Origin of the sequence: Candidatus Protofrankia datiscae (assembly GCF_000177615.2) — a bacterium.
Taxonomy (GTDB): Bacteria; Actinomycetota; Actinomycetes; order Frankiales; family Frankiaceae; genus Protofrankia; species Protofrankia coriariae.
Genome location: NC_015656.1, coordinates 4,513,324 through 4,539,047 on the forward strand (window position 1 = coordinate 4,513,324; position 25,724 = coordinate 4,539,047).

A 25,724-nucleotide genomic window follows, 5' to 3' on the forward strand; every position below is an offset into this window, starting at 1 on the left:
GGGCACGTCCCGCAGATCGGGCGGCGAGATCTGGATGTCCACGGGAGCGCCCTACCGCAGCAGTCGCCGACGTGCGTCGGTGAGGCGGCGCAGGACACTGCCATCGACCACCTCGTCACCGACCCGCACGACGACGCCCCCGAGAACAGCGGGGTCGACGTCCACCTGGAGCTGCACATCACGGCCAAAATAACGGCTGATCGCCGTCCGCAGCCGGTAGATCTGGTCGCCCGCGAGTGGGACGGCGCTCAGCACCACCGCGACCAGACGGTTGCGCCGGGCCGCGGCGATCGTGGTGAGCTGTTCGAGCCGGCGCTCGAGGTCACCGTGGTAACGTTCGGTAACCGCACGCTGGACGAGCCGGACGGTTACGGGGTGGGCCTTGCCGTCCAGCAACCTGGCTACCAGCGCCTGCTTGGCCGACACCGGGGCGGCCGGGGCGCTCAGGGCCAGCGACAGCTCCGGCGTCCGGTTGAGCAGCCGGCCGAACCTGAACAGCTCGTCCTCGACGTCGTCGAGGACGTTGTTGCGCTGCGCCTGCGCGAGCAGGACCTCGACGGCGAGCTCGGCCAACGCCTGCTGGAGGTCCAGCGGCCGAGCCCAGCGCCCGGTGACCGCGACCTGCACGATCTCCAGTGCCGTTGGCGAGATCTTCGAGCCGAACAGCCTGGCAGCGAGCTCGGAACGGGCCGATCCGGGCACACCCGGATCAGTCAGCGCGCGGCGGACGACCAGCTCGCGGTCGAGCAGGTCCACCACCCCGTCGAGGTCGTCCGCGAGCCGGGCGAGGTTGGCGGCGGGCCGCGGGGTCGTGGTACCCGGCGGCGGGAGCGCGGTCAGCTCGTCGAGCCGAGCCCGCGCCACCGCCAGTGAACGACGGCTGGATCCGTCCACGCCTCAGCCCCCCGGGCCGGCCGGTGCCGGGACCGTCGTGCCGTCCGCCGGACGGTCCAGCCCGGCGATGAAGTCGTCGATGAGCTGCCGCTGGCGGTCGTCCCGCTGCAGCTCATGACCGACGATCTTGGTGGCGAGTTCGAGCGCGATCTCGCCGATCTCACGTCGGATCTGGGCGACGACCTGGGCCCGCTCGGCGGCGAGCTGAGCCTCGCCACGGGCCTTGATCTCGGCAACCTCTTCGCCGGCCTGCGCGCGTAGCGAGTCGAGAATCTGTTGCCCCTGCTCACGGGCGTCCTGACGGATGCGCCCCGCCTCGTCCTGGGCCTCGGCGAGCTGCCGGCGGTAGGAGACGAGCAGGTCCTCGGCCTCTCGCTGGGTGCGCTCGGCGCGTGCCAGGTTGCCCTCGATACGGTCGCTGCGCTCGGCGTACGTCCGTCTGATCTGCGGGTAGACCTTCCAGAAGAAGAAGGCCACCAGCAGACCGAAGGCCAGGATACCGATGAGCAGCTCGCTCACCGGCGGGACAAGGACGTTTTCGTCCGAGTGCCCACCACCCTCCTCGGCCGCGAGCAGCAGTGTCGAGATAGCCACGGTGTCTCCCCCGGCCTAGGGGAAGACGAACGGGACGACGAAACCGATCAGGGCCAGTGCTTCCGCGAGCGCGAAGCCGATGATCATGTATCGGAAAGCGACCTGCTCCGCTTCTGGCTGCCGGGCGATGGCCTGCACACCGAGCCCGAAGATAAGGCCGATACCGATGCCGGGCCCGATGGCCGCGAGGCCGTAGGCCACCGCGCCGAGAGAGCCGCTCACCTGGTCGGCAGCAGCAAGCACCAAAGAGGTGTCTGCCATGTCATTATTCCTTTTCCAGTCGGGCACCGCGACCTGCCGCGGTGCTGATCGGGGTGTCCGAACCTTATGCGTGTGCCGCGGCGGATGCGCCGCTGACGGCGGGCACCTGGTCGACCGAGTGCGAGCTGTCGTGCTCGTCCCCATGCTCCTCAAGCGCGCCGCCGATGAAGGCGGCCGTGAGAATAGTGATGATGTACGCCTGCAAGAAGTCGATGACGAGCTCGAAACCGGTCAGCACGATCGTCATGAGCAACGAGGCGACACCGAAGACGAAGGGCGGCTTCGGCAGCAGGTAGTCCGCACCGAGCGAGAACACCAGCAACAGGATATGGCCGGCGAACATGTTCGCGAACAACCGAACCGCCAGCGTGAACGGGCGCACGATCAGAGTCGACAGAAGCTCGATCGGCCCGAGCAGCAGCTTGACGGGGAAGGGCGCCGTCGGCGCCGGATTGACCATGTGGCCGAAATACGCGCGGGCGCCGACAGCCCTGATCCCGGCGCGGTTGAACAGCACGTAGGTGATGGCGGAGAGAACGATCGGAATCGCTATCCGCGAGGTCGGCGGGAACTGTGCGCCGGGGATGATCGCAAGCACGTTGGAGACCAGTACGAAGGTGAACAGCACCACCAGGTAGGGCGTGTACTTCCGGCCCTGCTCTCCGATGACGTCCCGGGCGATCGAGGTGTCGATGAAGTCGTAGATGGACTCACAGACGTTCTGCACCCCGCGTGGCACAACCGTCGCGCGCCGGAAACCCAGCCAGAAGACCACGCCGACGACGAGCGCGGCGAAGATCCCCAGAGCGGTCGCCTTGTTCAGGTAGAAGTCGACCGATCCGAGCTCGACGTCGAACCAGTGGGGTGTCTGGAACACCTCCTTGGTCGGGCCGTGGAAGCCCTCGTCCGCGAGGACCGGGGGGACCGGCACGACGTACACCTCCATGATCAAAATATACTCTCACCAGCGGAAAAGAGACGCAGCCGTACCAGCGGCGGCGTGGACTCACCCTATCTGGTCCAAGCGAACAGCCATGCCCGGCGCAGGCCGCATCCCACTCGCGCACCTGGCATACCAGACATGACGATCACCGGACACAGCCGGCCGCCAGGCATGACCATCTATCGATACCCTATGATCATGAACTGACAAGACCACCAAGAGATACGACTCACACCGGATGTCAGCGAGCCGACACTCGGTACTGGCGATACTATCCACACCCCGACGCCATCGGCATCAAGTCCGGGCCGAGCAGAGGTTGCTCACTCGCCCGTTCACACAAACGGCACCCAAAAGTTTCCTGCCGTTGCCCCAGGATAGACGCTTCGAGACCATGCGATCACACAGCGCAACAGTCCGCGCCTGCCCAACGGGCCAAAAGACTATCGATCATGATCGGTGTACACCCGGGAACCATCCGCACGGCACCGCCGGGCCGCGGGCCACCGGCCCGGGTCACTGGCGCCGCATCGCCCGGTAGATCACAAGATAGAGCGCGGCCCCCATCCCGACGACAACGCCCACCGGCAGGAAGACCGTGCCGATCCCGGTGACACGGTCGATCCCGTAGCCGACCAGCCCCCAGAAGCCGGTACCGGCGAGCAGCGTGCCGAACGCGCTCCACATCTCGCCGGAGATCAGGCCGGGCCGGTACGGGCGACGCGGCCCACCACCCGTACCGGAGCTGTTTCCAGCGTCCCCGGGGGTGTGTTCGGCGTCGCTCACGTGTTCAGGGTGTCATGTGGGGAGTCGCCCCGCGCGCGGAAGGCGTCCGGGTCGTAGAACGGGACCCGGGTGTGGGTGGCCACCCACAGCTCGGCACCGACCCAGCCGAGAACACCCACCAGGACGGCCCAGGAGAAGGCGATCAGGTCGACGCTGTCGGAGCCCTCCAGGGTCACCAGCAGAACACCCAGAATGATGGTCTTCATCAGATAGGTGCCCAGCGCCGCGGGCAGCACCATCGCCCGCATCCGGCGGGCGACCACGCTCACCGCGACCTTGCTCGCCGTAAAGAACAACGCGACGAGAACGAGACCGGCGGCAACGGCGGCGAGCCCATCCGCGCCACGGGCGAAGCCGGCGATCGGCAGTGCCGGGACCGCGACGGCGGCGAGCACCAGCAGACCGGTTCTGACCGTCCGCCCAGCAGCGGTGATCATGCGCGCCGCACGGATCGTTGACCGGCCAGCAACAGCACCAGCAGCCCCGCGAGACCAAGGCCCACAACACCGGCGAGGATCGGCAGCGGCTGCCGGGAAAAGGACGCGGCGACCCCGCCGAAACCAAGCAGCGCCGCCCAGAAGTACATGATGAGCACGGCCCGGACGTGGGATTTCCCGATTTCCAGCATCCGGTGGTGCAGGTGCATCTTGTCCGGGGCGAACGGGGACCGGCCGGCTCTGGTCCGGCGGACCACCGCCAGCCCCAGGTCGATGAAGGGCACGGCGAGCACCGCCAACGGGATGGCCAACGGGATCAGGGACGGCAGGGACCGGGACGGCCCAGCATATCCGCCATAGGCCACCTGGCCCGTCACCGAGATCATGGATGCGGCGGAGAGCAGGCCGACCAGCATCGAGCCGGAGTCCCCCATGAACAGCCTCGCCGGGTTGAAGTTGTGCGGCAGGAAGCCGACGCACACACCGGCGGTGACCGCGGCCAGCAGCGCGGCCGGCGCGGCCCGGGAGAAGTGGTTGATAACAGCGACCTCGTAGGCGAAGTAGAACGTGGAGCCCGCCGCGATGGCCGCGACCCCGGCGGCCAGACCGTCCAGCCCGTCGATGAAGTTCATGGCGTTGACCAGGATCACCGTGGCGAGGATCGACAGTGGCACGGCCGTCTCCGGCCCGAGGCTGAAGGTCGTGTCGCTGTCCGGGTTCACCGCGAAGGACCACTGGATGCCCAGCAGCACCATCACCCCGGCGGCCACGACCTGGCCCGCGAGCTTTGTCACCGCGTCCAGCGGCCACCGGTCGTCCACGACGCCGAGCAGGCAGATCAGCGCGCCGGCGATCAGCACCGCGTGCGGCTCGGCCCAGTCCTCGGAGACCGCGGAGAGGAACGGGAGCTGGTCGGCGACGAGCAGCCCGGCTGCCAGCCCGGCGAGCATGGCCAGACCGCCCAGCCGTGGCGTCGGGACCGCATGGACGTCACGGTCCCGGACACCGGCGACCGCTCCGACCCGGACCGCGAAACACCGTGCGACCGGCGTGCACAGGAACGTGATCGCCGCCGACACCGCGAAGACGAGCAGATACTCCCGCAATCTTCTAACGCACCCGCTTCTTGGGGCGTCCACCGCTTGCCGACGCCGACGCGCCCGCCTCCGGGCGCGTCCGTCGTGTCACCGTGGGTGCGGCCATCGCGAGTACGGTCACCGGGGGTAGGCGGGGTGTCGGGCTGTCAGGGCGGCGACGCTGGCGGCCACGTCGGCGGCCGCGTCGGGGTCACTGACGACGCGGGCGATGAGCGCGGCGATGTCCTTCATCTCGCCCTCCTTCATACCCTGGGTGGTCACCGCCGGCGTACCCACCCGGATCCCGGAGGAGACCGCGGGTGGCTGCGGGTCGTACGGGATTGCGTTCTTGTTCAGGGTGATGCGGGCGGCGTCGCAGCGGGCCTCCGCCTCCTTGCCGGTGACCCCGAGCGCGCGCAGGTCGAGCAGGGCGAGGTGGGTGTCGGTTCCGCCGGCGACCGGGCGCACCCCTTCGGCGGCGAGCGCGTCCGCGAGCGCCTGGGCGTTGCGGATCACCTGCTGGGCGTAGTCCTGGTAGGCGGGGGTGGCGGCCTCCCGCAGGGCGACCGCCTTGGCCGCGACCGCGTGCATGAGCGGGCCGCCCTGACTGAAGGGGAAGACCGCCTTGTCGATGCGCTGGGCGAGCTCCTCCCGGCAGAGGATCATCCCGCCCCGCGGGCCGCGCAGCACCTTGTGGGTGGTGAAGCTGACGACGTCGGCGTAGGGCACCGGGCTCGGGATGGCCCCGCCCGCGACCAGGCCGATGAAGTGGGCGGCGTCCACCATCAGCCAGGCCCCGACCTCGTCCGCGATCGACCGGAAGGCGGCGAAGTCGATCAGCCGCGGGTAGGCGGTGGCGCCACAGATAATCATTTTGGGCTGGTGCTGACGGGCGAGGTCGCGCACCTCGTCGTAGTCAATCAGCTCGTTGTCCTCGCGCACCCCGTACGCGGCGACGTTGAACCACTTGCCACTGAAGTTGACCCGGCTACCGTGGGTGAGGTGGCCGCCGTGTGGGAGGGACATCGCCAACACGGTGTCACCGGGCACCAGCAGCGCCGCGTACACCGCGAAATTGGCCTGCGCCCCCGAATGCGGCTGCAGGTTGGCGTGCTCGGCGCCGAAGAGCTCCTTCGCCCGGGCGATGCCGATCTCCTCCGCACGGTCCACGACCTGGCATCCGCCGTAGTACCGGCGGCCGGGATATCCCTCGGCGTACTTGTTCGACAACGTCGACCCGAGGGCCGCCAGCACCGCCGGTGAGGTGAAGTTCTCGCTGGCGATGAGCTGGAGCCCGCCTCGCAGCCGGTCCAGTTCGTCCAGGAGGACACCAGCGATCTCGGGATCCTCGGCGTGGAGCTGGTCGAAGTCCGGGCCCCAGAACGGGGTGCTCATAAGCTGCCTCTCCTGCTGCGTCAGTTCACTGTGCTGCGTCAGTTCACCGCGGCGGGTACCCGAAGTGATGGGACGACCGCGCGCAGCGCCGCCAGGTCGACGGCGCCGACCCGCAGAACCCGCGGGACGTCATCGGTGCAGTCGACGATCGTCGAGGCGACGCCGAGCGCGCAGGGCCCGCCGTCCAGGTACACCTCGACGGAGTCGCCGAGCTGGGCGAACGCGTCGTCGGCCGTGGTCGCCGGCGGCCGGCCGCTGATGTTGGCGCTGGACACCGCCATCGGGCCGGTCCGGCCGAGCAGTTCGATCGCCACCGGGTGCAGCGGCATCCGTACCGCGACCGTGCCCCGGGCGTCGCCGAGATCCCAGCTCAGCGACGGCGCGTGCCGCACGATCAGGGTGAGCCCGCCCGGCCAGAACGCCCGTACCAGGTCACGGACCTGCTCGGTCACCCGCTCCACCAGGCCGTCAAGGGTGCGCCACGAACCGATCAGCACGGGCACGGGCATCTCCGGCCCACGGCCCTTGGCCGTCAGCAGGGCCCGGACCGCGACCTGGTCGAAGGCGTCGGCCCCGATGCCGTACAGCGTGTCGGTGGGTAACACCACCAGGCCACCGTGACGGACCGCGCGGGTGGCCGCCTCGAGCCCGGCCACCCGTACCTCGGAGTCCGTGCAGTCGTAGCGTCTGCTCACCGCTCCTCCCCTGCTGTCCCCGCTGCCCCCCGGGCCGGGCCCGGCCCACCACGGGGCCGGCAGGTTGCCGTGACGAACCGGTCCCGTCCGGTCAGGTCCTGGTGGTCGTGGACATCATCCCAGCGACCGTGCGTCCGCAGCAGGGCAGGGGCCGCCGAGCCGTGCCGGTCGGCATGTTCGATCACCAGCCGGCCACCGTCACGGAGCAGGTCGGCCGCCACCGCCGCGACGGCGCGCACGCCGGCCAGGCCGTCCGGCCCGCCCCACAGGGCGGCCGGCGGGTCGTGATCGCCGACCTCCGGCTCGAGCGTGCCCCGTTCGTCGTCGCACAGGTACGGAGGGTTGCTCACCACCAGGTCGACCCGGCCGAGCAGGTCAGCCAGCACCTCGGTGGCGGCCATCACGCCCGCGGCGCCCGGCGTGCCGCCATGCCGGGACGCGGCGCCGCCGGACAGGTCGATCCCCACGTCGGCGTGGTGCACGGTTATCGCTCTTCCGGTGAGTACGACATTACGCTTCGCCCACAGCAGCGCGTCCGGATCGCTGTCGACGGCGTACACCCGGGCCCCCGGCAGCTCGTCGGCGAGCGCGAGGGCGATCGCCCCGGAGCCAGTGCACAGGTCCACGCAGACCGGCCTGTCCCACCCGGCCGCGCGGACGGTGTCGATGGCCCAGCCGACCACCGTCTCGGTCTCCGGCCGGGGCACGAACACACCGGGGCCGACGGTCAGGGTGAGATAGCGGAACCCGACCGTGCCCACCAGGTGCTGCAGCGGCACCCTGGCGGCCCGGCGGGCCACCAGGCCGTGGAGGAGTTCCCGCTCGGCCGGAGTCATCGCGCCCGCCAGCGCCAGCCGCCAGCGGGGCTCGCCGGTGGCGTGGGCGGCAAGCTGCTCCGCGTCCGCCCGGGGGCTGGCCACCCCGGCCGCGGACAGCACGGCGGCCGCCGCGTCGATCTCGGCCCGCAGGTCCGGGCCCGGCTCAGCGCCCGGGCGCCAACCCGGAGCGTGCGGAGTGCGCGGAGCGTGCTGAGAGTGCTGAGAGTGCGGAGCGTGCTGAGAGTGCGCCGAGGGTGTCCGTACCCGTGCGCCGGCCCGGTCCGGCCCGGCCGCGGCGGAGGTCACGTCGCCACCTCGACCGACAGCCTGGTCTGGAGGTCCGCCGCAATCAGCGCGTTGAGGACGTCGTCGAGCTCACCGTCGAGCACCTGGTCGAGGTTGTACGCCTTGTAACCGACCCGATGGTCACTGATCCGGTTCTCGGCGAAGTTGTAGGTACGGACGCGTTCGGAGCGGTCCACCGTGCGGACCTGGCTCGCCCGCGCCGCCGACGCCTCGGCCTGCGCCCGCTCGCGGGCCACCGACAGCAGCCGGGCCCGCAGGATGCGCAGGGCCGACTCCTTGTTCTGCAGCTGGCTCTTCTCGTTCTGGCAGGACACCACCAGCCCGCTGGGCAGGTGGGTGATCCGCACCGCCGAGTCCGTCGTGTTCACGCTCTGCCCACCGGGGCCGGAGGAGCGGTACACGTCTATCCGCAGGTCGTTGGGGTCGATGTCGACCTCGACATCCGCCGCCTCGGGCAGCACCAAGACGCCGGCCGCCGAGGTGTGGATGCGGCCAGCCGACTCGGTGACCGGCACCCGCTGCACCCGGTGGACCCCGCCCTCGAAGCGCAGCCGCCCGAAGACCCCCTCGGAGGCGCCTCGGCCGGCCTTCACCGCCACGCTCACGTCCCGGTAGCCGCCGAGGTCGCTGGGGTTCGCGTCGAGGATCTCGGTTCGCCAGCCGCGGCGTTCGGCGTAGCGCAGGTACATCCGCAGCAGGTCGCCCGCGAACAGGGCCGACTCCTCACCGCCGGCGCCCGCCTTGATCTCCAGGATCGCGTCCCGGGCGTCGTCCGGGTCGGTGGGTACCAGATGGGCGCGCAGTCTGTTACGCAGTGTCTCCTGCTCGGCCTCCAGTTCCGCGACCTCCGCGCGGAACGAGGTGTCCTCGGCGGCGAACTCGCGGGCCGTCGCCAGATCCGCGGCCACCCGGTCCAGCTCGCGGGCGGTCTCCACGGCCGGGGTCAGCTCCGCGTACCGGCGGCCGAGGCTGCGGGCCAGCGCCGGGTCGGCGTGCACCGACGGGTCGGCGAGCCGGCTCTCCAACTCGGCGTGCTCGGTGAGCAGAGCGTCGAGCGGAGTGGTCATTTCGGGCGTCTCCTGGTCCTGGGACGTTCGATCAGCGGGCGGCGCCGGGCGTCACGAGCCGGACGGCGCTGTTCCCGGGTGCTCCCAACGTCGAACTGTAGGCCCGGCCGGGCCAAGCCGCAGCCGGGACGAGCCGCAGCCGGGACGAGTGCGCCCGTGCCGTCACCGCTACGGCACGGGCGCGTGCTGTCTGGCCGGCCGCGGCGTGTTGTCTGGCCGCGGCGTGCTATTTGGCCGTCGTGCCCGGCTTGTCACCGGGACGGCGGCGACCGAAACGCCGTTCGAACTTCTCGACCCGACCACCAACGTCAAGAATCTTCTGCTTGCCGGTGTAGAACGGGTGGCACTGCGAGCACACCTCTGCGTGGATCACAGCGTCCGACTTGGTGCTACGGGTAGTGAACGTGGAGCCACAGGTACAGACGACCGTGGTCTCGTGGTACGTCGGGTGAATGTCAGCCCTCATGATCCTTCTTCCCGAAATGGCCGCCGGGTCGCCCTGTCCCCTGAACGAGGGCGTGAACCGGTGCCGGGTGTCGACGCTCCAGTCTGCCAGAGCCGGGCGCGCCCTCGGGGCGGGCATCCCGCGGGGGGTGTCGCGGGAACCCTGGACGATCGGTCCCGGCTCGGCCCCCGTCCTGGTTCAGTCCTGGCCCGGGGTGGTCTTCGCGATCTGCATCAGGAACTCGTAGTTCGTCCGCGTCTGCTTCAACCTGTCCAACAGAAGATCCAACGCCTGCTGGGACTCCAGGGTGTGCAGGACTCGACGCAGCTTGTGCATGATCACCAGCTCGTCGGGTGCGAGGAGGATCTCCTCCCGACGGGTTCCGGAGGGGTTGACGTCGATCGCGGGGAAGACCCGCTTGTCAGCGATCTTACGGTCGAGCTTGAGCTCGGCGTTGCCGGTGCCCTTGAACTCCTCGAAGATCACTGTGTCCATCGTCGAGCCCGTCTCCACCAGCGCCGTGGCGATAATGGTCAACGAGCCGCCGTTCTCGATGTTCCTGGCGGCGCCGAGGAACCGCTTCGGCGGGTAGAGCGCGGTGGAGTCCACACCACCGGACAGGATCCGGCCGGACGCCGGCGCGGCCAGGTTGTACGCCCGACCGAGACGGGTGATCGAGTCGAGCAGGACGACGACGTCCTCGCCCAGCTCCACCAGCCTCTTGGCCCGCTCGATGGACAGTTCGGCGACGCTGGTGTGGTCGGACGGCGGCCGGTCGAACGTCGAGGCGATCACCTCGCCCTTGACCGACCGCTGCATGTCGGTCACCTCTTCGGGACGTTCGTCGACGAGAACGACCATCAGGTGGCATTCCGGATTGTTCGTGGTGATCGCGTTCGCGATGGCCTGGAGCACCATCGTCTTGCCTGCCTTGGGCGGGCTGACGATCAACGCGCGCTGGCCCTTGCCGAGCGGCATCACCAGGTCGATGACCCGGGTCGTCAGCAGCTGCGGCTCGGTCTCCAGGCGCAGCCGCTCCTGCGGGTAGAGCGGGGTGAGCTTGGTGAACTCGGGGCGGCTGCGCGCCTCCTCCGGCTCCAGGCCGTTGACCGTGTCCAGCCGGACCAGCGCGTTGTACTTGTCCCGCCGCTGCTCGCCCTCCTGCGGTGCCCGGACCACCCCGGTGATCGCGTCACCGCGGCGCAGACCGTGCCGGCGGACCTGGGCCAGGCTCACGTAGACGTCGGTCGGGCCGGTCAGGTAACCGCTGGTACGCACGAACGCGTAGTTGTCGAGGACGTCGAGGATGCCGGCGACCGGCACGAGCACGTCGTCCTCGCGGACCACCGGCTCCGACTCGGTGAAGCCGCCGCCCTGGCGTCCACGGTTACGGCCACGCTCCCGGAAGCGGCCCCGGTTACGCCGGTTCCCCCCACTGAAGTCGTCGTCGCGGCCTGCCTCACCCCGGTCGGGCTGAGCCCGCTCGGTCTGGCCACGGTCGGAAGAACCACGATCGGACTGCCCACGATCGGACTGGCCGCGATCGGAAGAACCACGATCGGAAGAACCACGATCGGACTGCCCACGATCAGACTGGCCGCGATCGGACTGGCCGCGATCGGAAGAACCACGCCCCTGGCGGTCGTTCGCCGGGCGGTCGCCCTGCTGGCGCCCCTGACGTTCACTGGACGCGGGACGTTCGGCTGACGAACGGTCGCTATCGGGCTGCTGACGGTCACGCCTGTCCTCGCGGGCCCGGCCGTTACCGTTCTCCGACGGGCGGGGAAGGCTGGCCGGTTCAGCCACCACCGTCTCCGCCGGCACGGCGGTCACCGGCGCATCCTTCACGCTGGGTAGTGATTTGGTGGGCACGTTGTCCGTCACGGCGGCGGGCTCGGCCGTAGCCGGTGCCACAGCCGGTGCCACGACGGCTTCCAGCGTGCCGGCGGCTCGCGGGCTGTCGGCGCTGCTCGTCGCATCGGAGGCGGCCACGGCAGCGGGCTGGCCCTGTCCGGGGCCGGCCAGGGCGTCGGTCAGGGTCGCCTGCTCGGCCGGGGCGACGGACGGGCTGCCCGACCCGCGGGAGGCGGCCCGGCGGCTGCGGCCACGCGTGGGTGCCTCGGTCGGCGCGGCCGCTGCTGGCGCGCCGGTGACCGGCGCGGTGTCGAGTGCCGACGCGGCCGGCTCCGGCTGCGCGGCGGGAACAGCCGCGGCGGACGACGTCACGGCCGAGGCCTCGCCGCCGGCCGCGCTGTTGGGAGCCTGCACGTTCTGGATCGCCGCGATGAGCTGCCCCTTTCGCAGACGTCCCACGCCCTGGATACCCAACGAAGCCGCCATGGCCTGCAACTCCGGTAGCAGCATGGCCGAAAGGCCGGTGCCGGAGCGCCGGCGTCGTGTGGAGCCGGTGTCCACGGACGACGTCGGTGTCTGTGACCCCGCAGACTCACGTGCGCTGTCAGGCAGCACGTCGGTGGTGTCGCTCAAGATGTTCCTTCCCTGAAGGGACCGGCTTACGGGAGCCGGGTGATACTTGTTGACCTTCTTCGCCTGGGCATCCCACATGGAAACGATGTTCAGCGCCGGTGGGCAGGCAGAGCGCCCATAACGGCGCCAACGGCTGAGTACCGCGTGCGAACTCGTCTGTCCCGCTGAGGACTTGACCGGTGCTGGCCGAGGCTTCGATGACGAGGCTGAGGCACCAAGTCCGGTACCAGGTTCCGGCTACGAGGAGCCGGTGGCACCGGCGGGCGAGCACGCGCCGCGGCGGCAGCGGGTGCAGTCATCAGACTATCCAGACGCAGTCACCTGGGCAACATCCTTGCCGACGTATTGCTTCGGAGTCATCCGTTTCCCACCCGGGCCGGGGCCATTTCAGCCAGCGTGCCGTACTCGCGAGGAGCGTCCACCGGACTTACGGGACATGCCGGACAGGCGCACCGGGCGCGGAACGGACACGCCCGCGCCTACCGCCCGGGGAGCTGTGGAGGATTCCCCCCGCCGCGGCGGTCACCGGTCGTGACGCCGCCCGCCGGCCAGGCACCGGCGGCGGTGGAGGCAGCGGCGGCGCTGTCAGCCGACGACGAGCTCGACCCGCGCCCCGTCTCGGTCGACGGGCAGGTCGAACACGCTGAAATCGCTGCCGGCGCAGGTCCGCGCGAGGGCGGCCTGGTCCTGGTCGACGGCCAGTGCCAGCACCGTCGGTCCGGAACCCGACAGGACGGCCGCCAGCCCCGCCGCCCGCAGCCGGGCGAGCAGATCGCTGGTCTCGGGCATGGACGGCAGCCGATAGGGCTGGTGTAGCCGGTCATCGACGGCCGCCAGCAACGCGTCCCGCCAGGACACAGCGCCCGGCCGGACGTGTTGATTCCCGACCTGCTTCCCAGTCTGGCTGCCGGCCGGCCTCCCCGCGGAGAAGCCGGCCAGCCGGTCGTCGGCGAGGCCGGCGTAACCGTTCTGTCCGTCGCCACGCCGACGGCCGTTCCCCGGGCCGGCAGCGGCGCGGTCGTTGTTCTCCGGCCCGGGCGTCCCCGGGGAGGCCACCGCGGCGGTACCGGCTCCGCCGGAGCGGGGCCGCGGGCCTCCCGACATCGCCATCGCCAGCAGCGCGGCCCGCCCGGCGCTCATCGCTGCGTCCGCGTGGGGCACCCCCGCCGGCAGGGCCACCCGTGACTGTGCCGTCGACTGACGGCGGGTGGGCACGAACACGACCGGTCGCAGATCCTCGGGAGGGTCGGTACGGGCCACCCGCGGCGGGCCGTCGCTGTCGTGCCAGGCGATGGTGAAACCGCCGTAGAGGGCGGCGGCGACGTTGTCCGGGTGCCCCTCGAGCCGGCAGGCGAGCGTGAAGACCTCCGGGATGTCCGGGCGGCCGCCGCCCAGCGCGCTCGCCGCGAGCAGGCCGCCCACGATCGCCGCGGCCGACGAGCCCAGGCCACGGCCGTGCGGGATGCGGTTGACGCAGTTCAGCCGGATCCCGGCCGGGGTGATGCCGGCCGCGGCGAAACCGGCCCGCAGGGCACGGACGACCAGATGGGTCTCGTCACGGACGCCGTCGTCCTCACCGGTCACCTCGATCGACAGGCCGGCACCGGTGACGGTGACGGTGAGCTCGTCGTACAGGCCGAGCGCGAGGCCGCAGGCGTCGAAGCCCGGGCCGAGGTTGGCGCTGGTCGCCGGTACCCGCACCCGGGCCGCCTGGGCCGTCCGGGACGCGGCCAGGAGTGGCGCGGCCGCCGGGCGGTTCACGACCCGTGCAGGTCGAGCGCCGTGGCCGCGGCCGCCACCGTCGCCGGTATGGTCACCGGCCTGGCCGCCCCGCTGATCGCCCACTCGGGGTCCTTCAGCCCGTTGCCCGTCACGGTGCACACCACCCGCTCGCCGGCCTCGACCCGGCCCGCTGCCCGGGCCTGCAACAGCCCGGCGACGCTCGCCGCGCTGGAGGGCTCGACGAAGACGCCCTCGCGGTGCGCGAGCAGCCGGTAGGCCGCGAGGATCTGCCGGTCGGTCACCGCGTCGATCCCGCCGCCGGAGTCGTCCCGGGCCCGCACGGCAAGGTCCCACGACGCGGGATTGCCGATCCGGATCGCGGTGGCGATCGTCTGCGGACGGTCCACCACGCTGCCGCGCACGATGGGGGCGGCACCGGCCGCCTGGAAACCGTGCATGCGAGGCCGGCCGGCGCCGCTGCGCGCGTCCTCCTCGACGTAGCCGCGCCAGTAAGCTGTTATATTTCCCGCATTTCCGACAGGCAGGCAGTGGACGTCGGGAGCCGAGCCCAGATCTTCGACGATCTCGAAGGAGGCGGTCTTCTGCCCCTCCAGGCGGAACGGGTTCACCGAGTTGACAAGGGTGACCGGGAAGGTGTCCGCGAGTTCGCGGGCGACCCGCAGGCAGTCGTCGAAGGAGCCGTCGAGCTGTAGCAGGCGAGCCCCGTGGACGAGGGCCTGCGCCAGCTTCCCCAGCGCGATCTTGCCGTTCGGCACCAGCACGGCGCAGGTCAGCCCGGCACGAGCGGCGTACGCGGCGGCGCTGGCACTGGTGTTGCCGGTGGACGCGCAGATCACCGCCTGGGAACCCGCCTCGACCGCACGGCTGATGGCCATCGTCATCCCGCGGTCCTTGAACGAACCGGTCGGGTTGGCACCCTCGATCTTGAGATGAACATCACAGCCGGTCAGGTCGGACAGGTGAGCCGCGGGCAGCAGCGGGGTCCCGCCCTCCCGGAGGGAGACAACCGGCGTGTCCGGGGAGACCGGAAGCCGATCACGGTACTCCTCGATCACTCCCCGCCACACCCGTCGCGTCCTGGCGGCCGGGGGCGCCTCGGGGGCGTGCGCTCCTCCGGCGGCCCCTGCCTCCCCGGCCGCGAGTGCCGCCACGGTCGCTCGTGCCGTTGTCGGCGCCGTCGCGGCACGCGACTCGGTCGGCACCGTCCCTTCTGGGGATGTCGTCGGCGCTGTCGCCGCGCGCGATGTTGTCGTCACAGCTCACCTCCCTCGACCCGCATCACGCTCGCGACGGCGCGGACGACGTCCAGTTCCCGCAGCTCCTCGACGGTCGCGGCCAGGGCCGCGTCGGTGGCCGCATGCGTGATCAGGACCAGACTCGCGTCGTCGCCGTGACCGTCCTGGCGGACGCTCTGGATGGACACGTCCTGGCGCGCGAACGCGGCGGCGACCGAGGCGAGCACCCCGGTCTTGTCCGTCACGTCCAGGTTGATGTGGTAGCGCGTCACGGTCGCGCCCATCGGCAGGACGGGCAGGGCCGCGTAGGCGGACTCCCCCGGGCCACGCCGGCCGGCCAGCCGGTTGCGCGCCACCGCGACCAGGTCGCCGAGCACCGCGGACGCCGTGGGCGAGCCACCGGCCCCACGACCGTAGAACATCAGCTGGCCGGCCGCCTCCGCCTCGACGAACACCGCGTTGAACGCGTCCCGGACCGCCGCCAGCGGATGCGCCCGCGGGATCATCGCCGGATGCACGCGCACGCTTACTCCAGGTGCCTCCACCGACCGTTCGGCGATGGCGAGCGCCTTCACCGTGCAGCCCATGGCGCGGGCGCTGGCGATGTCCGCGGCGGTGACGTCGCCGATGCCCTCCCGGTGGACGTCGTCCAGGGTCACCCGGGTGTGGAACGCCAGCTGCGCGATGATCGCCGCCTTCGCGGCGGCGTCGAAGCCGTCGATGTCCGCGCTCGGGTCGGCCTCGGCGTATCCGAGCGCGGTCGCCTCCTCAAGGGCCTCGGTGAAGCCTGCGCCGGTCTCGTCCATCCGGGTGAGGATGTAGTTGGTGGTGCCGTTGACGATGCCGAGCACCCGGCGGACCCGGTCACCGGCGAGGCTCTCCCGCAGCGGGCGCAGCAACGGGATCGCGCCGGCGACCGCCGCCTCGTAGTAGAGGTCCACGCCGTGCGCGGCGGCGGCGTCGTACAGGGCCGCGCCGTGGGTGGCCAGCAGCGCCTTGTTCGCCGTCACCACCGACTTTCCCGCGCGCAGCGCGGCGAGCAGCCAGCCGCGGGCCGGTTCGATGCCGCCGACCACCTCCACGACGATGTCGATGTCGTCCCGGGTCGCCAGCGCCGCCGCGTCCCCGGTGAAAACCGCTGGATCGACTGGGATGTCGCGCGCGATGGACGGGCGGCGGACGGCCACGCCGGCCAGTTCCAGCGGCGCGCCCACCCGGGCGGCGAGATCCTCGGCATGGGTGTGCAGCAGCCGGACGACGTCGCTGCCGACCACACCACACCCCAGCAGCGCAATCCTCATCATCGCCGGTTCCTCATCGCGGATTCCTCACCGGATTTCTCACCATGGCCTGCCCCACCATGACCATGCCCACCGTGCGTCGCTCCCGTCGGGAGCGTCGGCGCCGGCCGCGCCGACGTGGGGACAAGACACCTCGTGGCGCCGACGGACGCGCTGGCACAGCCGCCGGTGGGCGCCGGCTGGCGGACGGGTGAACGGGCCTGGTCACGCACGACAGTCACATCCTCGTCGGAGCCGACACGCCCAGCAGGTGGAGACCCCCGGCAAGCACGATCCTGGTCGCGTCGGCGAGTAGCAGCCGCGCCCCGGTGAGCGCCCCTGCCGCGTCGTTTCCACGGGGCAGCACCTCGCATACCCCGTGGAAACGATGGTAGGTATCGGCAAGCTCTTCGAGGTAACGCGCGACCCGGTACGGTGCCCACAGCTCAGCCGCGGCCGCGACGGCCCTCGGCAGATCACCCAGCGCCCGCAGCAGATCGCCCTCACGCGGATGGGTCAGCAGGGACACGTCCGCGCCCTCGACATCCACCCCCAGCCCCAACTGCCCGGCATTACGCAGCAGCAGACAAATCCGAGTATGAGCGTACTGGACGCGGAAAACCGGATTGCCGTTGGCCTGCCTGGTAATGACATCGAGGTCGATGAGGTCGATATCGCGCGCGCCGGCGCTGCCCGGTGGGAGGCGGGCAAGCGAATAACGGGCCGCGTCCGTTCCGACCGTGCTCACCAGATCGGCCAGGTCAGCCAGGCCAGTGTCAGCCAGGTCGGTCGGGTCGGCCGTCGAACCGGTTACGGCGCGCACGCCGCCAGCGTGATCGTCGCCGTCACGGCGGCCGGCGTGATCATTATCGCCATCCGGCCACGGGCGACCGGGCGTGACGCCGCGGGCCGCGGTGTCACGGGCCGCGGTGTCACGGACATAGCCGTCGCCCGCCCGCACGATCATCCGGGCGATCTCTCCGCGGGCGTCACTCGCCAGCCGGATGTTCAGGAAGCCGCCAGCGGCGACATCGACGCCGGACACCGCCTGATCCAGCCGAAGCCGGGCCGCGACCGCTTCCGCGATCTCCCGCGGTGGCCGCCGCGCCGGCCGGGCGAGCCGGAGGGCGATCGCGGTGGTGTAGTCACCATGGCCGGCGATCCTGGGACGTTCGACCGGCACCATCGTGGGTGCCTCCACGTCGAGCTCATCGTCGGCGACAAGATCGCAGACGATGGCCCGGAGGGTTTCCGCGAGATCGGCCGGGGTCATGGCGTGATGCTATCGGCGCGCAACGGTCCCGGCCGGGCTACCGAACCTCGGACAGGCCGGCCGTGGCCTCAGACCGGCTGGTCACGGCCGGCGGCGAGGCGGCGCACGACCCCGATCAGCTCGTCCGGATCGAAGGGCTTGGTGAGGTAGTAGTCCACCCCCAGCCGCTCCCCACGCCTGAGGTCCGCGGCCTGGGCGCGCGCGGACAGCAGGATCACCGCGATGTCCGCCGTGGCGGGATCCTCGCGCAGGCGGGCGACCACGTCCCAGCCGTCCAGGTGCGGCATCATGACGTCCAACGTGATCACATGCGGCGCGACGGCCCGGACCCGCTCCAGACAGTCGAAGCCGTCGACCGCGGTGTACACCTCGAAGCCCTCCAGCTCGAGGTTGACCACCACAAGCTGGCGGATCACAGCGTCGTCGTCGACGACGAGGACGCGCGGGGCTTCGCAGTACACATCCGGAGCTTACGGCCACCTGGCCGGATGACTACCCCCACGGGCCTGGTACGGTAAGACCCGTCGTCCTGGAGCCCCCGTAGCTCAGGGGATAGAGCACTGCCCTCCGGAGGCAGGTGCGCAGGTTCGAATCCTGCCGGGGGCACACAGCGTAGTATCTTAGTTATAGAGAGTTCATAAATCGAGTGCTTCTCACTCAGACTAGCTATTTTGGGGCACAGGTCGACTGCCTTTCGCTGGTTCTGAGTTCGATTCTGTCACCCAAGTCAGGCAAAGATTCCTCGTCGGGTTACGCAGGTTCGAACCCGGGTTTTTCCGGTTCCCGGCGGGTCGCCCCCTCCGGCGGGTACGGCACCCGCCTCGCCAGCGGCTCCGTTGGGCGGGCCGACCCCTTCCCCGCCCGCCTGTTCCCCCGCACCCACTGACCGGGCCTGATCCTCGACGCCCACGCTGTTGGGCCGGATATTTGCCGTGGCGGACGAAGTACCACTAGCTTGGGCGGGCCTGTTGGCGGCGCCAGCGGGCTAGCAGGGCTGGCATTTCGGCCTGCAGGAACTCGAAGAACGCGAGCGACTCGGCCAGCCGCGTGCCGGCCGGGCTGGCGGCCCCGACCGCGTCGATACCGGCCCGGGCGGTGACGATCCACCGGTCGAGCACCTGCTCGCGGCGGGCGACCATCTCGTACCAGCTGTCGTCCTCGAAGACGTAGTGCTCCCGGCGGGAGCCCGGCTGGCGTTCACGGCGCAGGATGCCCAGACCGGTCAGATAGCGCACGGCCGCGGAGACGGCGGCCCGGCTGATCCGCAGCTGGTCGACGAGTTCCTCGGCGGTGAGCCGGGCGTCGTCGGTGGCCAGCAACGCCGCGAACACGAGCGCGGGCATCCGCGGCATGCCGGCGTCCACGAGCGCTCCGGCGAAGCGTTCGACGAACCGCTCCACCGCTCGCGGATCCCCCTCCGGCCGGCGTCCTTCAGCTGCCTTCACTTCGCCGCCTTCACTATGTTCATAAAATCGTGAAAGTTCCGTAGAATGTAAAGATCATGTATGCAATCTACACCGAGGGCCTGACCAAGCACTACGGCGACACCGTCGCCCTCGACCGGCTCGACCTGGCGATCGCGCCCGGTGAGGCATACGGCTACCTCGGCCCGAACGGCGCAGGCAAGACCACGACGATCCGGCTGCTGCTCGGGCTGCACCGCCCGACGGCCGGCCGGGCCCGCCTGTTCGGGATCGACGCCTGGGCGGAGCCGGTCGCCGCGCACCGGCGGGTGGCCTACGTCGCCGGCGAACCGGCGCTGTGGCCGTCACTGACCGGGACGGAAACACTGGAGTTTCTGGCTCACCTGCACGGTGGGGTGGACGTGGCCTACCGCGACGAACTGGTCAGCCGCTTCGAGCTCGACCCGCGCAAGAAGGTACGTGCGCTGTCGAAGGGCAACCGGCAGAAGGTCCAGTTGATCGCGGCCCTGGCCACCCGCGCCGATCTGCTCATCTTTGACGAGCCGACCAGCGGCCTGGACCCGCTGATGGAGGTGGAGTTCCGCCACTGCGCCGAGGAGGCCAGGTCACGCGGCCAGACGATCCTGCTCTCCTCGCACATCCTCAGCGAGGTCGAGGCCCTCTGCGACCGGGTCGGCATCCTGCGCCGCGGCCGGCTGGTCGACGAGGGCACCCTGGCCCAGCTGCGGCACCTGCACGCCCAGACCGTCGAGGTCACCTTCACCGGCCCGGCGCCCCAGCTGCCGCCGTTGCCCGGTGTGCAGGTGCAGCCGGTCGGCCCGAGCGGCCTGCGGCTGCGGACCACCGGGGGTGTGGGCCCGGTCATCGCGGCGCTCGCCGGGCACCCGGTCGCGACCCTGACCAGCCAGGAGCCCTCCCTGGAGGAGATCTTCCTGCACCACTACGCCGACCCGGCCCGGGGCAGGATCGATGACTGACCCCACCGTGACGGCCCCGCCGGCCGTGCCGGCGGCACCCCGCTCCTGGCCGGGACCCGGACGCGGACGCGGTGGTGGCGTGATGGTCCCGCTGGCCGGGCGGGCCCTACGTGACGCCCGGACCCGCACCGTCGTGTTCGCCTACCTCTTCGCCGTCTACTCCTACGTCCAACCGGTCGGATACCGGCACACCTATCCCGAGACCGCCGACCGGCTGGCGTTCGCCCGCGGCTTCGCCGACAACACCGGCCTACGGCTGCTCTACGGGCAGCCCCACCAGATCCAGACCATCGCCGGCTACGCCGCCTGGCGGGTCGGCGGCGTGCTCGCGATCGCCGCCGCCGTGTTCGGGCTGCTCGCCGCCGTGCGGGCGACGCGCGCCGAGGAGGACAGCGGCCGAACCGACCACCTGCTCGCCGGCCCGGTCTCCCGCCGCGTCCTGTACACCGCCGCCTACACGGCGATCGCCGCCGGTGTCGGGGCGCTGTGGCTCGCGGAGTTCGCCGGCCTTGTCGTCACCGGGCTCCCCGTCGCAGGCTCGGCCTGCCTGGCCACGGCGGCCGCGTCGGTCGCGGTGACCTGCGCCGGTATCGGCGCGCTGGCCGGCCAGCTCGCCGCGTCCCGGCGCGCCGCGCTTGCCCTCGGCGGTGCCGTGACCGGCGTGCTGCTGCTCCTGCGCGTCCTCGCCGACACCGTCGCCGGGCTCGGCTGGCTGCGCTGGCTGACCCCGCTGGGGTGGGCCGAGCAGCTGCGTCCCCTCACCGGGGCCCGGCCGCTGGTCCTGCTCCTGCCGGTGGTCGTCACTGGCGTGCTGCTGGCCGTGGCGACCCGCCTGGTCCGCGGACGCGACATCGGCGCCGGGCTGCTGCCCAGCCGCGACAGCGCCGACCCCTGGCTGCACCTGCTGCGGTCGACCACGTCGCAGGCGCTGCGTGGCCAGGGCGGCGTCCTCGCCGCGTGGCTGGGCACGGTAGCGATCTTCATGTTCGTCCTCGGCACGGTCTCGCACAGCATCTCCAGCGCCGACGTGCCGCAGAACGTGCAGCGCGAGATCGCCAAACTGGGCTCCGGGTCGATCCTCACGCCCACCGGCTACCTCGCGTTCCTGTTCCTGTTCGTCACCCTGGCGGTCAGCCTGTTCGCCTGCGTCCAGATCGGCGTCCTGCGTCAGGACGAGGCACAGCATCTGGAAACCCTGCTCGCGCAGCCGCTCTCCCGCGGGGGCTGGCTCGCCGGACGGTTCGTGCTCGCCGGCGTTGCCGCCACCGCCATCGCCCTGACCGCCGGCCTGGCCGCCTGGGCCGGCGCCGCCGCCTCCGGTGTGCGCGTCGCGCTGCCGAGCCTGCTCGAAGCCGGTGCCAACACCCTTCCCACCGCCGGCCTGTTCCTCGGCCTCGGCGCCCTTGGCTACGCGCTCGTGCCCCGGGCCGCCAGCGGCATCGCCTACGGTCTGGTCGCGGTCACCTTCCTCTGGCAGCTCGTCGGCTCTCTGCTCAGCCCACCGCGGTGGCTGCTCGACCTCACTCCCTTCGCCCACGTCGGCCTCGTGCCGGCCCAGCCGTTCCGGCCGGTCGCGGCAGCCGTCATGGTCGGCATCGGGCTGCTCGCCGGCCTCGGCGCGCTCGCCTCGTTTCTGCGCCGTGACCTGACCACTACGTAGGAAGCGCGGGGACAGCGGCGCGAGGGATGCGGGAGGGATGCAGGAGGCCCCGCCTGGGCGGCGCGGGACGCCGTCCGCGCTGCCCGCCCCAGCCGCGGTGTCGGCCCCGCGCCAGCCTGTACCGGGCGCGTACACGCACGTCCGGCCGCGTTCGCCCCTGCGCTGTTCCCGCTCCGGTCCTGCGTCGGTTTTATGCCAGTCTTATGCCAGTCTTGTGGCGTCCTTGTGGCGAGCGTCCACCGCCGGTCAGGTACTTTCCTGTGGAGGCCGCACCCACCCGGAGATCTCTTCAAGATCACCAGGAAAGTATCGGAAATTTACGCCAGCCAGCGTCAAGCACGTTCCCGCGGACAGGTCGAACCATTCTCGCCGGCATCACTCGGCAAGATCATGATTAGGATTCCTTGACCCGAACACGGCTCTGCTCCTAACCTGTTACGCGCTGCCGTTCCCCTCGCATTATTTGATGGCGAGGAGACGCCCAGACATGACACGTGCGGGCGTGGAGAAATCTCAGCGGACGCTGTCGGGTTATCTGTGCATATCCGCGGCGTCGGCGCTCTTCGGGCTCGCAGGCGCGGTCGCGAAGGTGCTGTTCAACGACAATATGTCCGCGGTTTCGCTGACCGCTCTGCGCTCTTTCTGCGCGGCCGTCGCGCTTGTCCCGGTCATCGTGTTCGCGCGCGCCAGAATCCTCCCGGTGAATCGGGCCCAGCTCGGGCATCTCGGCATCATGACGATCCTGTTGATCATGGTGAACCTGACATTCTACATAGCCATCAGCAGGACCGACGTGGCCGTCGCCATCATGCTCGAGTACACGGCACCGGTCTTCGTCATCCTGATCGGGCTGGGCCAGGGCACTCATCTGCTCAACCGGGCTAGCGTCACCGTGCTCGGTATGAGCGTCCTCGGCTGCTATCTGCTCACGGGCGCGTACGACGCCGACATCTTCCGGGCCAACCGGTTGGGGCTCGCGGCCGGGCTGCTGTGCGGGCTCGCCTTCGCCCTTTACAACATGGCCGGCAACCGGGCACGACGACTCGACCTTGAGACAACGACCCTCACTTTTCACACCTTCGTGATGTCGGCGGTCGGCTGGCTCGTACTCGTCCCCGTCCTCCCGCTCGACCGGATCGACTATCGACCGTCCACCGTTGCCTACATCCTCTTTATCGGGGTCTTCGCCACGGTCGTGCCGTACTGGCTGCTGTTGCGCGGACTGCGACAGGTGGACGCGTTCCCGGCGACGGTCATCGGCATGCTCGATCCCGTCGTCGCGGGGCTCGCCGCGTATCTGCTCGTCGACGAACGACTTGCGCTCCCCCAGCTCGCCGGTATCGCACTGCTCCTGGTCGCCCTCGTCCACATGCACTGCAACGAGCGTTTCCTGCTTCGGGAACGTCCCGGCGAACCGGCGGGAACCGGGCAACGGGAAGAGGCCGTCGTGAACTGACCGGCGGACCGGGCGTCAACCGTTCTGGTGCCGCGCCGGATCCACCGGAGAAAGGGCGTGAGAACCCATGGGCAAGAGCATCACCGTGGCCGATCGGAAGAACCTGCCGCACATCGTCGCGGCCCGCCAGCGAATTGAGGATCTCTGGGCCAGGGGCACCGACTACTGCGAAAGCACGGTAGCCGAGGCACAGGCGCATGCACGCATGCTGCACCTGGACATGGACTTCACCGGCGAGTGCCAGCTCAAGTGCTTCTACTGCGACCGCACCCCGGACCGCTACAGCGACGTGCCGAACCGCACCGAGCTGACGACCGAACAGCACAAGGACATCATCCGCCAGGCCAGGGAACTCGGAGCCACCACCATCGAGTTCCCCGGGGCGGGCGAACCGATGATCGATCCCGGTTTCTGGGAGATTCTGGAGTACATCCACGACAACGGCATGATCCCGGTCGTCTTCACCAGCGGCTGGCATCTCAACGAGCTGACGATCGACCGGCTGTACCGGCTCGGCGCAACCATCTTCATCAAGCACAACTCCGACGACCCACGGGTGCAGGACAAGATGGTCGGCGTCAAGGGCTACGGCAGGGTCGCCACCAGGGCGCTACACCTGCTCGTCGAACGGGGATTCGCCTCGACGATACCCACCCGCATGGCCATCGACATGGTCGTGACCCTGCATTTCCAGGACATGGAGGAGATCGACACGATCTTCCGCTGGTGCCGCGACAACAACGTGCACAACTACATCATGACCCTCATTCCCGAGGGTATGGCCGACCACCGGCAGGTTCTCTTCGAGAAGCGGCGGGCCGACGAGCTCATCGAGTTCATGACCCGGATCGACCGCGAGGAATACGGCCTGGAATACGTTCCCAGCCGGCCCATGGGGGGCGGTTACCGGTGCCGCCAGGTCAACGTGGGCCTGTTCGTGAACCTCTTCGGCGAGGTGTACGACTGCAACGGCCTCGGCCGCCTGCTGGGCCATCTGCGCCACGACAGCCTGGCCGACATCTGGCAGTCGACCTATGCCCGGCGCGTGCGCCAGCCCGACCAGAACGGCTTCTGCCTGCTGCGCGAACGCCAGTGGCGGGGCGTCGATCTCGGGCCGATGGACCGCAAGACCGAGCAGTACCTGCACTGGCGTAACCGGCACGAAGCCGACCCGGTGATGGAGAACGCGCTGGACGAGATCTCACAGGTCGAGATCCACCGGCGGGGTGCCCGCAGCCGGGCGGTCGACGTGGAAATCCTGCCGGCGGGCGCCCGCCCCGCCGACACGCTGCCCGCGCAGGCGCCCGCGAAGCCGTAGGCGAGAAGATACCGGCGAGAGGAAGAACGCACGATGCACACGAAGGTCGTCGACGACCCGACAATATGCTGGGTCGCCGACAGCTGGGTCGACCAGACCACGCCGGACGACGCCGTCTTCTCGTTCCTGCGGATCCCGTTCGACTACGCGGTGAGCCATCGACCGGGAACCCGTTTCGGGCCCGAGGGCATTCGGACCGCGTTCAACGGGTTCTCCCTCTACTGCACCGATAAAAGAGTCTCGCTGGACCACGTCCGACTGGTCGACCTCGGCCGGGTCGACGTCGTCCACTCGCTGCCGGAAACCTACGCGAATATCACCGAAGCCGTGGCCGGAATTCCCCCGGAACAGCATCCGGTCTTTCTCGGTGGTGACCACTCGATCGCCGACCCGATTTTCCGCGGCCTGCTCCGGCGGAACCCGGGCCGGCGATTCGGACTGATCGTTTTCGACGCCCATTTCGACGCCCGCCCGCCGATCCCCAGGAAGGAACACTCGGGCCACTGGATGAAGACCCTGGAAGATGTCATCGACTACTCGGTGACCGCCCAGCCCGGCATCAGCGCCCCCATCTACTCCGAGTACTACATGCGTTCCGCGGAGGAGCAGGGGGTGCTCGTCCGCACGCCCTACGAGATCCGTCGGCGTGGCTGGTGGGAGACTCTGGAAGAAGCGATCAGCCATGTGTCCCGGGACACCGACGGCGTGTACATCTCCGTCGACATCGACTGCCTGGACCAGGCGTTCGCACCCGGCACCAGCGTCCCGAACGGCAGCGGTCTGCTCACCCACGAGGTGGCGGACGCCGTCTTCGAGATCAGCGGCGCCGTCCCCGTGGTGGGCATCGACATCAACGAGGTGAGTCCCCCGCTGGACCGCCTCGACCAGATCTCCCAGCTCGCGGCCCATCTGCTCCTCAACCACATGGCCGGTGTCGTCGCCGGCAAGTGGGCCTGACCGGATCCATGCCCCGTCACCCGCGTCCCCCACCCACAGCCCGTCGCCCGCGGCCCGCCGCCGTGGTGACGGGCTGGCTGCCTGGCCCCCACGGCCCGGCCTCCCAGAGCCCGCCCCCGGCCGCGCGCCGGTCGGGGGCGGGCTCTTGCGTTCCGACGTCGAACCCGACGCGCGGACAGCTGTCTGTCACCGCCCCG

24 protein-coding genes and 1 tRNA gene are annotated in these 25,724 nt (G+C 70.4%); 6 read left to right on the forward strand and 19 right to left on the reverse strand.

Annotated features, from left to right (window positions below; genetic code table 11):
* Window positions 1-51: 51 nt before the first annotated feature.
* The 18 genes from FSYMDG_RS18930 to FSYMDG_RS19015 all read right to left on the reverse strand — a co-directional run bounded on the left by FSYMDG_RS18930 (window position 52) and on the right by FSYMDG_RS19015 (window position 18,196).
* Complete coding sequence (locus FSYMDG_RS18930) at window positions 52-894, reverse strand: F0F1 ATP synthase subunit delta (protein WP_013875002.1); 843 nt, start codon at window positions 892-894, stop codon at window positions 52-54.
* 3 nt (window positions 895-897) lie between these two features.
* Window positions 898-1,488, reverse strand: coding sequence for a F0F1 ATP synthase subunit B (locus tag FSYMDG_RS18935; protein WP_013875003.1), 591 nt, complete (start codon window positions 1,486-1,488; stop codon window positions 898-900).
* A 15-nt stretch (window positions 1,489-1,503) separates the two neighbouring features.
* The gene (locus FSYMDG_RS18940) at window positions 1,504-1,749 is read right to left on the reverse strand and encodes an ATP synthase subunit C (RefSeq protein ID WP_013875004.1); all 246 of its coding nucleotides are present in this window, start codon (window positions 1,747-1,749) and stop codon (window positions 1,504-1,506) included.
* 64 nt (window positions 1,750-1,813) lie between these two features.
* On the reverse strand, window positions 1,814-2,695 hold the full coding sequence (atpB, locus tag FSYMDG_RS18945; RefSeq protein WP_043603997.1) for a F0F1 ATP synthase subunit A: 882 nt from the start codon (window positions 2,693-2,695) through the stop codon (window positions 1,814-1,816).
* Window positions 2,696-3,208: 513 nt separating this feature from the next.
* On the reverse strand, window positions 3,209-3,478 hold the full coding sequence (locus tag FSYMDG_RS28820; protein ID WP_013875006.1) for an AtpZ/AtpI family protein: 270 nt from the start codon (window positions 3,476-3,478) through the stop codon (window positions 3,209-3,211).
* Window positions 3,475-3,915 (reverse strand): hypothetical protein, encoded by a 441-nt coding sequence (locus tag FSYMDG_RS18955; protein WP_013875007.1) that lies wholly within the window; start codon window positions 3,913-3,915, stop codon window positions 3,475-3,477. Before FSYMDG_RS18955 ends, FSYMDG_RS28820 begins: the two co-directional genes overlap by 4 nt.
* Window positions 3,912-5,021, reverse strand: coding sequence for an MraY family glycosyltransferase (locus FSYMDG_RS18960; RefSeq protein ID WP_043603998.1), 1,110 nt, complete (start codon window positions 5,019-5,021; stop codon window positions 3,912-3,914). Before FSYMDG_RS18960 ends, FSYMDG_RS18955 begins: the two co-directional genes overlap by 4 nt.
* A 108-nt stretch (window positions 5,022-5,129) precedes the next feature.
* Complete coding sequence (gene glyA, locus FSYMDG_RS18965; RefSeq protein ID WP_013875009.1) at window positions 5,130-6,386, reverse strand: serine hydroxymethyltransferase; 1,257 nt, start codon at window positions 6,384-6,386, stop codon at window positions 5,130-5,132.
* Between the two features lie 38 nt (window positions 6,387-6,424).
* Window positions 6,425-7,081, reverse strand: coding sequence for an L-threonylcarbamoyladenylate synthase (locus FSYMDG_RS18970; protein WP_013875010.1), 657 nt, complete (start codon window positions 7,079-7,081; stop codon window positions 6,425-6,427).
* Complete coding sequence (gene prmC / locus FSYMDG_RS18975; RefSeq protein ID WP_013875011.1) at window positions 7,078-8,205, reverse strand: peptide chain release factor N(5)-glutamine methyltransferase; 1,128 nt, start codon at window positions 8,203-8,205, stop codon at window positions 7,078-7,080. The genes FSYMDG_RS18970 and prmC overlap by 4 nt, the downstream gene beginning before the upstream one ends.
* Window positions 8,202-9,272, reverse strand: a complete 1,071-nt coding sequence (prfA, locus tag FSYMDG_RS18980; RefSeq protein ID WP_013875012.1) for a peptide chain release factor 1 — start codon at window positions 9,270-9,272, stop codon at window positions 8,202-8,204. Before prfA ends, prmC begins: the two co-directional genes overlap by 4 nt.
* 226 nt (window positions 9,273-9,498) lie before the next feature.
* Complete coding sequence (rpmE, locus tag FSYMDG_RS18985) at window positions 9,499-9,738, reverse strand: 50S ribosomal protein L31 (RefSeq protein WP_013875013.1); 240 nt, start codon at window positions 9,736-9,738, stop codon at window positions 9,499-9,501.
* A 177-nt stretch (window positions 9,739-9,915) separates the two neighbouring features.
* Window positions 9,916-12,204, reverse strand: a complete 2,289-nt coding sequence (gene rho / locus FSYMDG_RS18990) for a transcription termination factor Rho (RefSeq protein ID WP_043607090.1) — start codon at window positions 12,202-12,204, stop codon at window positions 9,916-9,918.
* Between the two features lie 585 nt (window positions 12,205-12,789).
* Window positions 12,790-13,965: a homoserine kinase gene (locus FSYMDG_RS27610; protein ID WP_013875015.1), complete on the reverse strand. Its 1,176-nt coding sequence runs from the start codon at window positions 13,963-13,965 to the stop codon at window positions 12,790-12,792.
* Window positions 13,962-15,149, reverse strand: coding sequence for a threonine synthase (gene thrC, locus FSYMDG_RS19000; protein WP_013875016.1), 1,188 nt, complete (start codon window positions 15,147-15,149; stop codon window positions 13,962-13,964). The genes FSYMDG_RS27610 and thrC overlap by 4 nt, the downstream gene beginning before the upstream one ends.
* Window positions 15,150-15,199: 50 nt before the next feature.
* Window positions 15,200-16,483, reverse strand: coding sequence for a homoserine dehydrogenase (locus FSYMDG_RS19005; RefSeq protein ID WP_013875017.1), 1,284 nt, complete (start codon window positions 16,481-16,483; stop codon window positions 15,200-15,202).
* Between the two features lie 217 nt (window positions 16,484-16,700).
* Window positions 16,701-17,735 (reverse strand): DALR anticodon-binding domain-containing protein, encoded by a 1,035-nt coding sequence (locus tag FSYMDG_RS19010; RefSeq protein WP_013875018.1) that lies wholly within the window; start codon window positions 17,733-17,735, stop codon window positions 16,701-16,703.
* Window positions 17,736-17,803: 68 nt separating this feature from the next.
* Entirely contained in the window at window positions 17,804-18,196 is a 393-nt protein-coding gene (locus tag FSYMDG_RS19015) for a response regulator transcription factor (RefSeq protein ID WP_013875019.1), read from the reverse strand.
* A gap of 73 nt (window positions 18,197-18,269) precedes the next feature.
* Between FSYMDG_RS19015 and FSYMDG_RS19020 the strand changes: the two genes are divergently transcribed.
* Window positions 18,270-18,341: transfer RNA gene (locus FSYMDG_RS19020), tRNA-Arg, on the forward strand.
* A gap of 344 nt (window positions 18,342-18,685) precedes the next feature.
* Here FSYMDG_RS19020 and FSYMDG_RS19025 read toward each other — a convergent pair.
* Window positions 18,686-19,180, reverse strand: a complete 495-nt coding sequence (locus FSYMDG_RS19025; RefSeq protein ID WP_013875021.1) for a GbsR/MarR family transcriptional regulator — start codon at window positions 19,178-19,180, stop codon at window positions 18,686-18,688.
* A 56-nt stretch (window positions 19,181-19,236) separates the two neighbouring features.
* Between FSYMDG_RS19025 and FSYMDG_RS19030 the strand changes: the two genes are divergently transcribed.
* The 5 genes from FSYMDG_RS19030 to FSYMDG_RS19050 all read left to right on the forward strand — a co-directional run bounded on the left by FSYMDG_RS19030 (window position 19,237) and on the right by FSYMDG_RS19050 (window position 25,527).
* Window positions 19,237-20,136 (forward strand): ABC transporter ATP-binding protein, encoded by a 900-nt coding sequence (locus FSYMDG_RS19030; protein ID WP_013875022.1) that lies wholly within the window; start codon window positions 19,237-19,239, stop codon window positions 20,134-20,136.
* Window positions 20,129-21,796, forward strand: coding sequence for a polyketide antibiotic transporter (locus FSYMDG_RS19035; protein ID WP_237702852.1), 1,668 nt, complete (start codon window positions 20,129-20,131; stop codon window positions 21,794-21,796). Before FSYMDG_RS19030 ends, FSYMDG_RS19035 begins: the two co-directional genes overlap by 8 nt.
* A 487-nt stretch (window positions 21,797-22,283) precedes the next feature.
* Window positions 22,284-23,252: an EamA family transporter gene (locus FSYMDG_RS19040; protein WP_013875024.1), complete on the forward strand. Its 969-nt coding sequence runs from the start codon at window positions 22,284-22,286 to the stop codon at window positions 23,250-23,252.
* A gap of 67 nt (window positions 23,253-23,319) precedes the next feature.
* A complete protein-coding gene (locus FSYMDG_RS19045) occupies window positions 23,320-24,570 on the forward strand; it encodes a radical SAM protein (protein WP_013875025.1) in 1,251 nt (416 codons plus the stop codon).
* 33 nt (window positions 24,571-24,603) lie between these two features.
* Window positions 24,604-25,527, forward strand: coding sequence for an agmatinase family protein (locus FSYMDG_RS19050; RefSeq protein ID WP_013875026.1), 924 nt, complete (start codon window positions 24,604-24,606; stop codon window positions 25,525-25,527).
* The last annotated feature ends 197 nt before the right edge of the window (window positions 25,528-25,724 follow it).

Coding starts and splice junctions, on each gene's coding strand:
- atpB (WP_043603997.1), bottom strand. CDS start 2,695: ATGGAGGTGTACGTCGTGCCGGTCCCCCCGGTCCTCGCGGACGAGGGC.
- FSYMDG_RS19050 (WP_013875026.1), top strand. CDS start 24,604: ATGCACACGAAGGTCGTCGACGACCCGACAATATGCTGGGTCGCCGAC.
- FSYMDG_RS18940 (WP_013875004.1), bottom strand. CDS start 1,749: ATGGCAGACACCTCTTTGGTGCTTGCTGCTGCCGACCAGGTGAGCGGC.
- FSYMDG_RS19035 (WP_237702852.1), top strand. CDS start 20,129: ATGACTGACCCCACCGTGACGGCCCCGCCGGCCGTGCCGGCGGCACCC.
- FSYMDG_RS19005 (WP_013875017.1), bottom strand. CDS start 16,483: ATGAGGATTGCGCTGCTGGGGTGTGGTGTGGTCGGCAGCGACGTCGTC.
- FSYMDG_RS19010 (WP_013875018.1), bottom strand. CDS start 17,735: ATGACCCCGGCCGATCTCGCGGAAACCCTCCGGGCCATCGTCTGCGAT.
- FSYMDG_RS19030 (WP_013875022.1), top strand. CDS start 19,237: ATGTATGCAATCTACACCGAGGGCCTGACCAAGCACTACGGCGACACC.
- FSYMDG_RS19045 (WP_013875025.1), top strand. CDS start 23,320: ATGGGCAAGAGCATCACCGTGGCCGATCGGAAGAACCTGCCGCACATC.
- FSYMDG_RS18955 (WP_013875007.1), bottom strand. CDS start 3,915: ATGATCACCGCTGCTGGGCGGACGGTCAGAACCGGTCTGCTGGTGCTC.
- rpmE (WP_013875013.1), bottom strand. CDS start 9,738: ATGAGGGCTGACATTCACCCGACGTACCACGAGACCACGGTCGTCTGT.
- prfA (WP_013875012.1), bottom strand. CDS start 9,272: ATGACCACTCCGCTCGACGCTCTGCTCACCGAGCACGCCGAGTTGGAG.
- glyA (WP_013875009.1), bottom strand. CDS start 6,386: ATGAGCACCCCGTTCTGGGGCCCGGACTTCGACCAGCTCCACGCCGAG.
- FSYMDG_RS19040 (WP_013875024.1), top strand. CDS start 22,284: ATGACACGTGCGGGCGTGGAGAAATCTCAGCGGACGCTGTCGGGTTAT.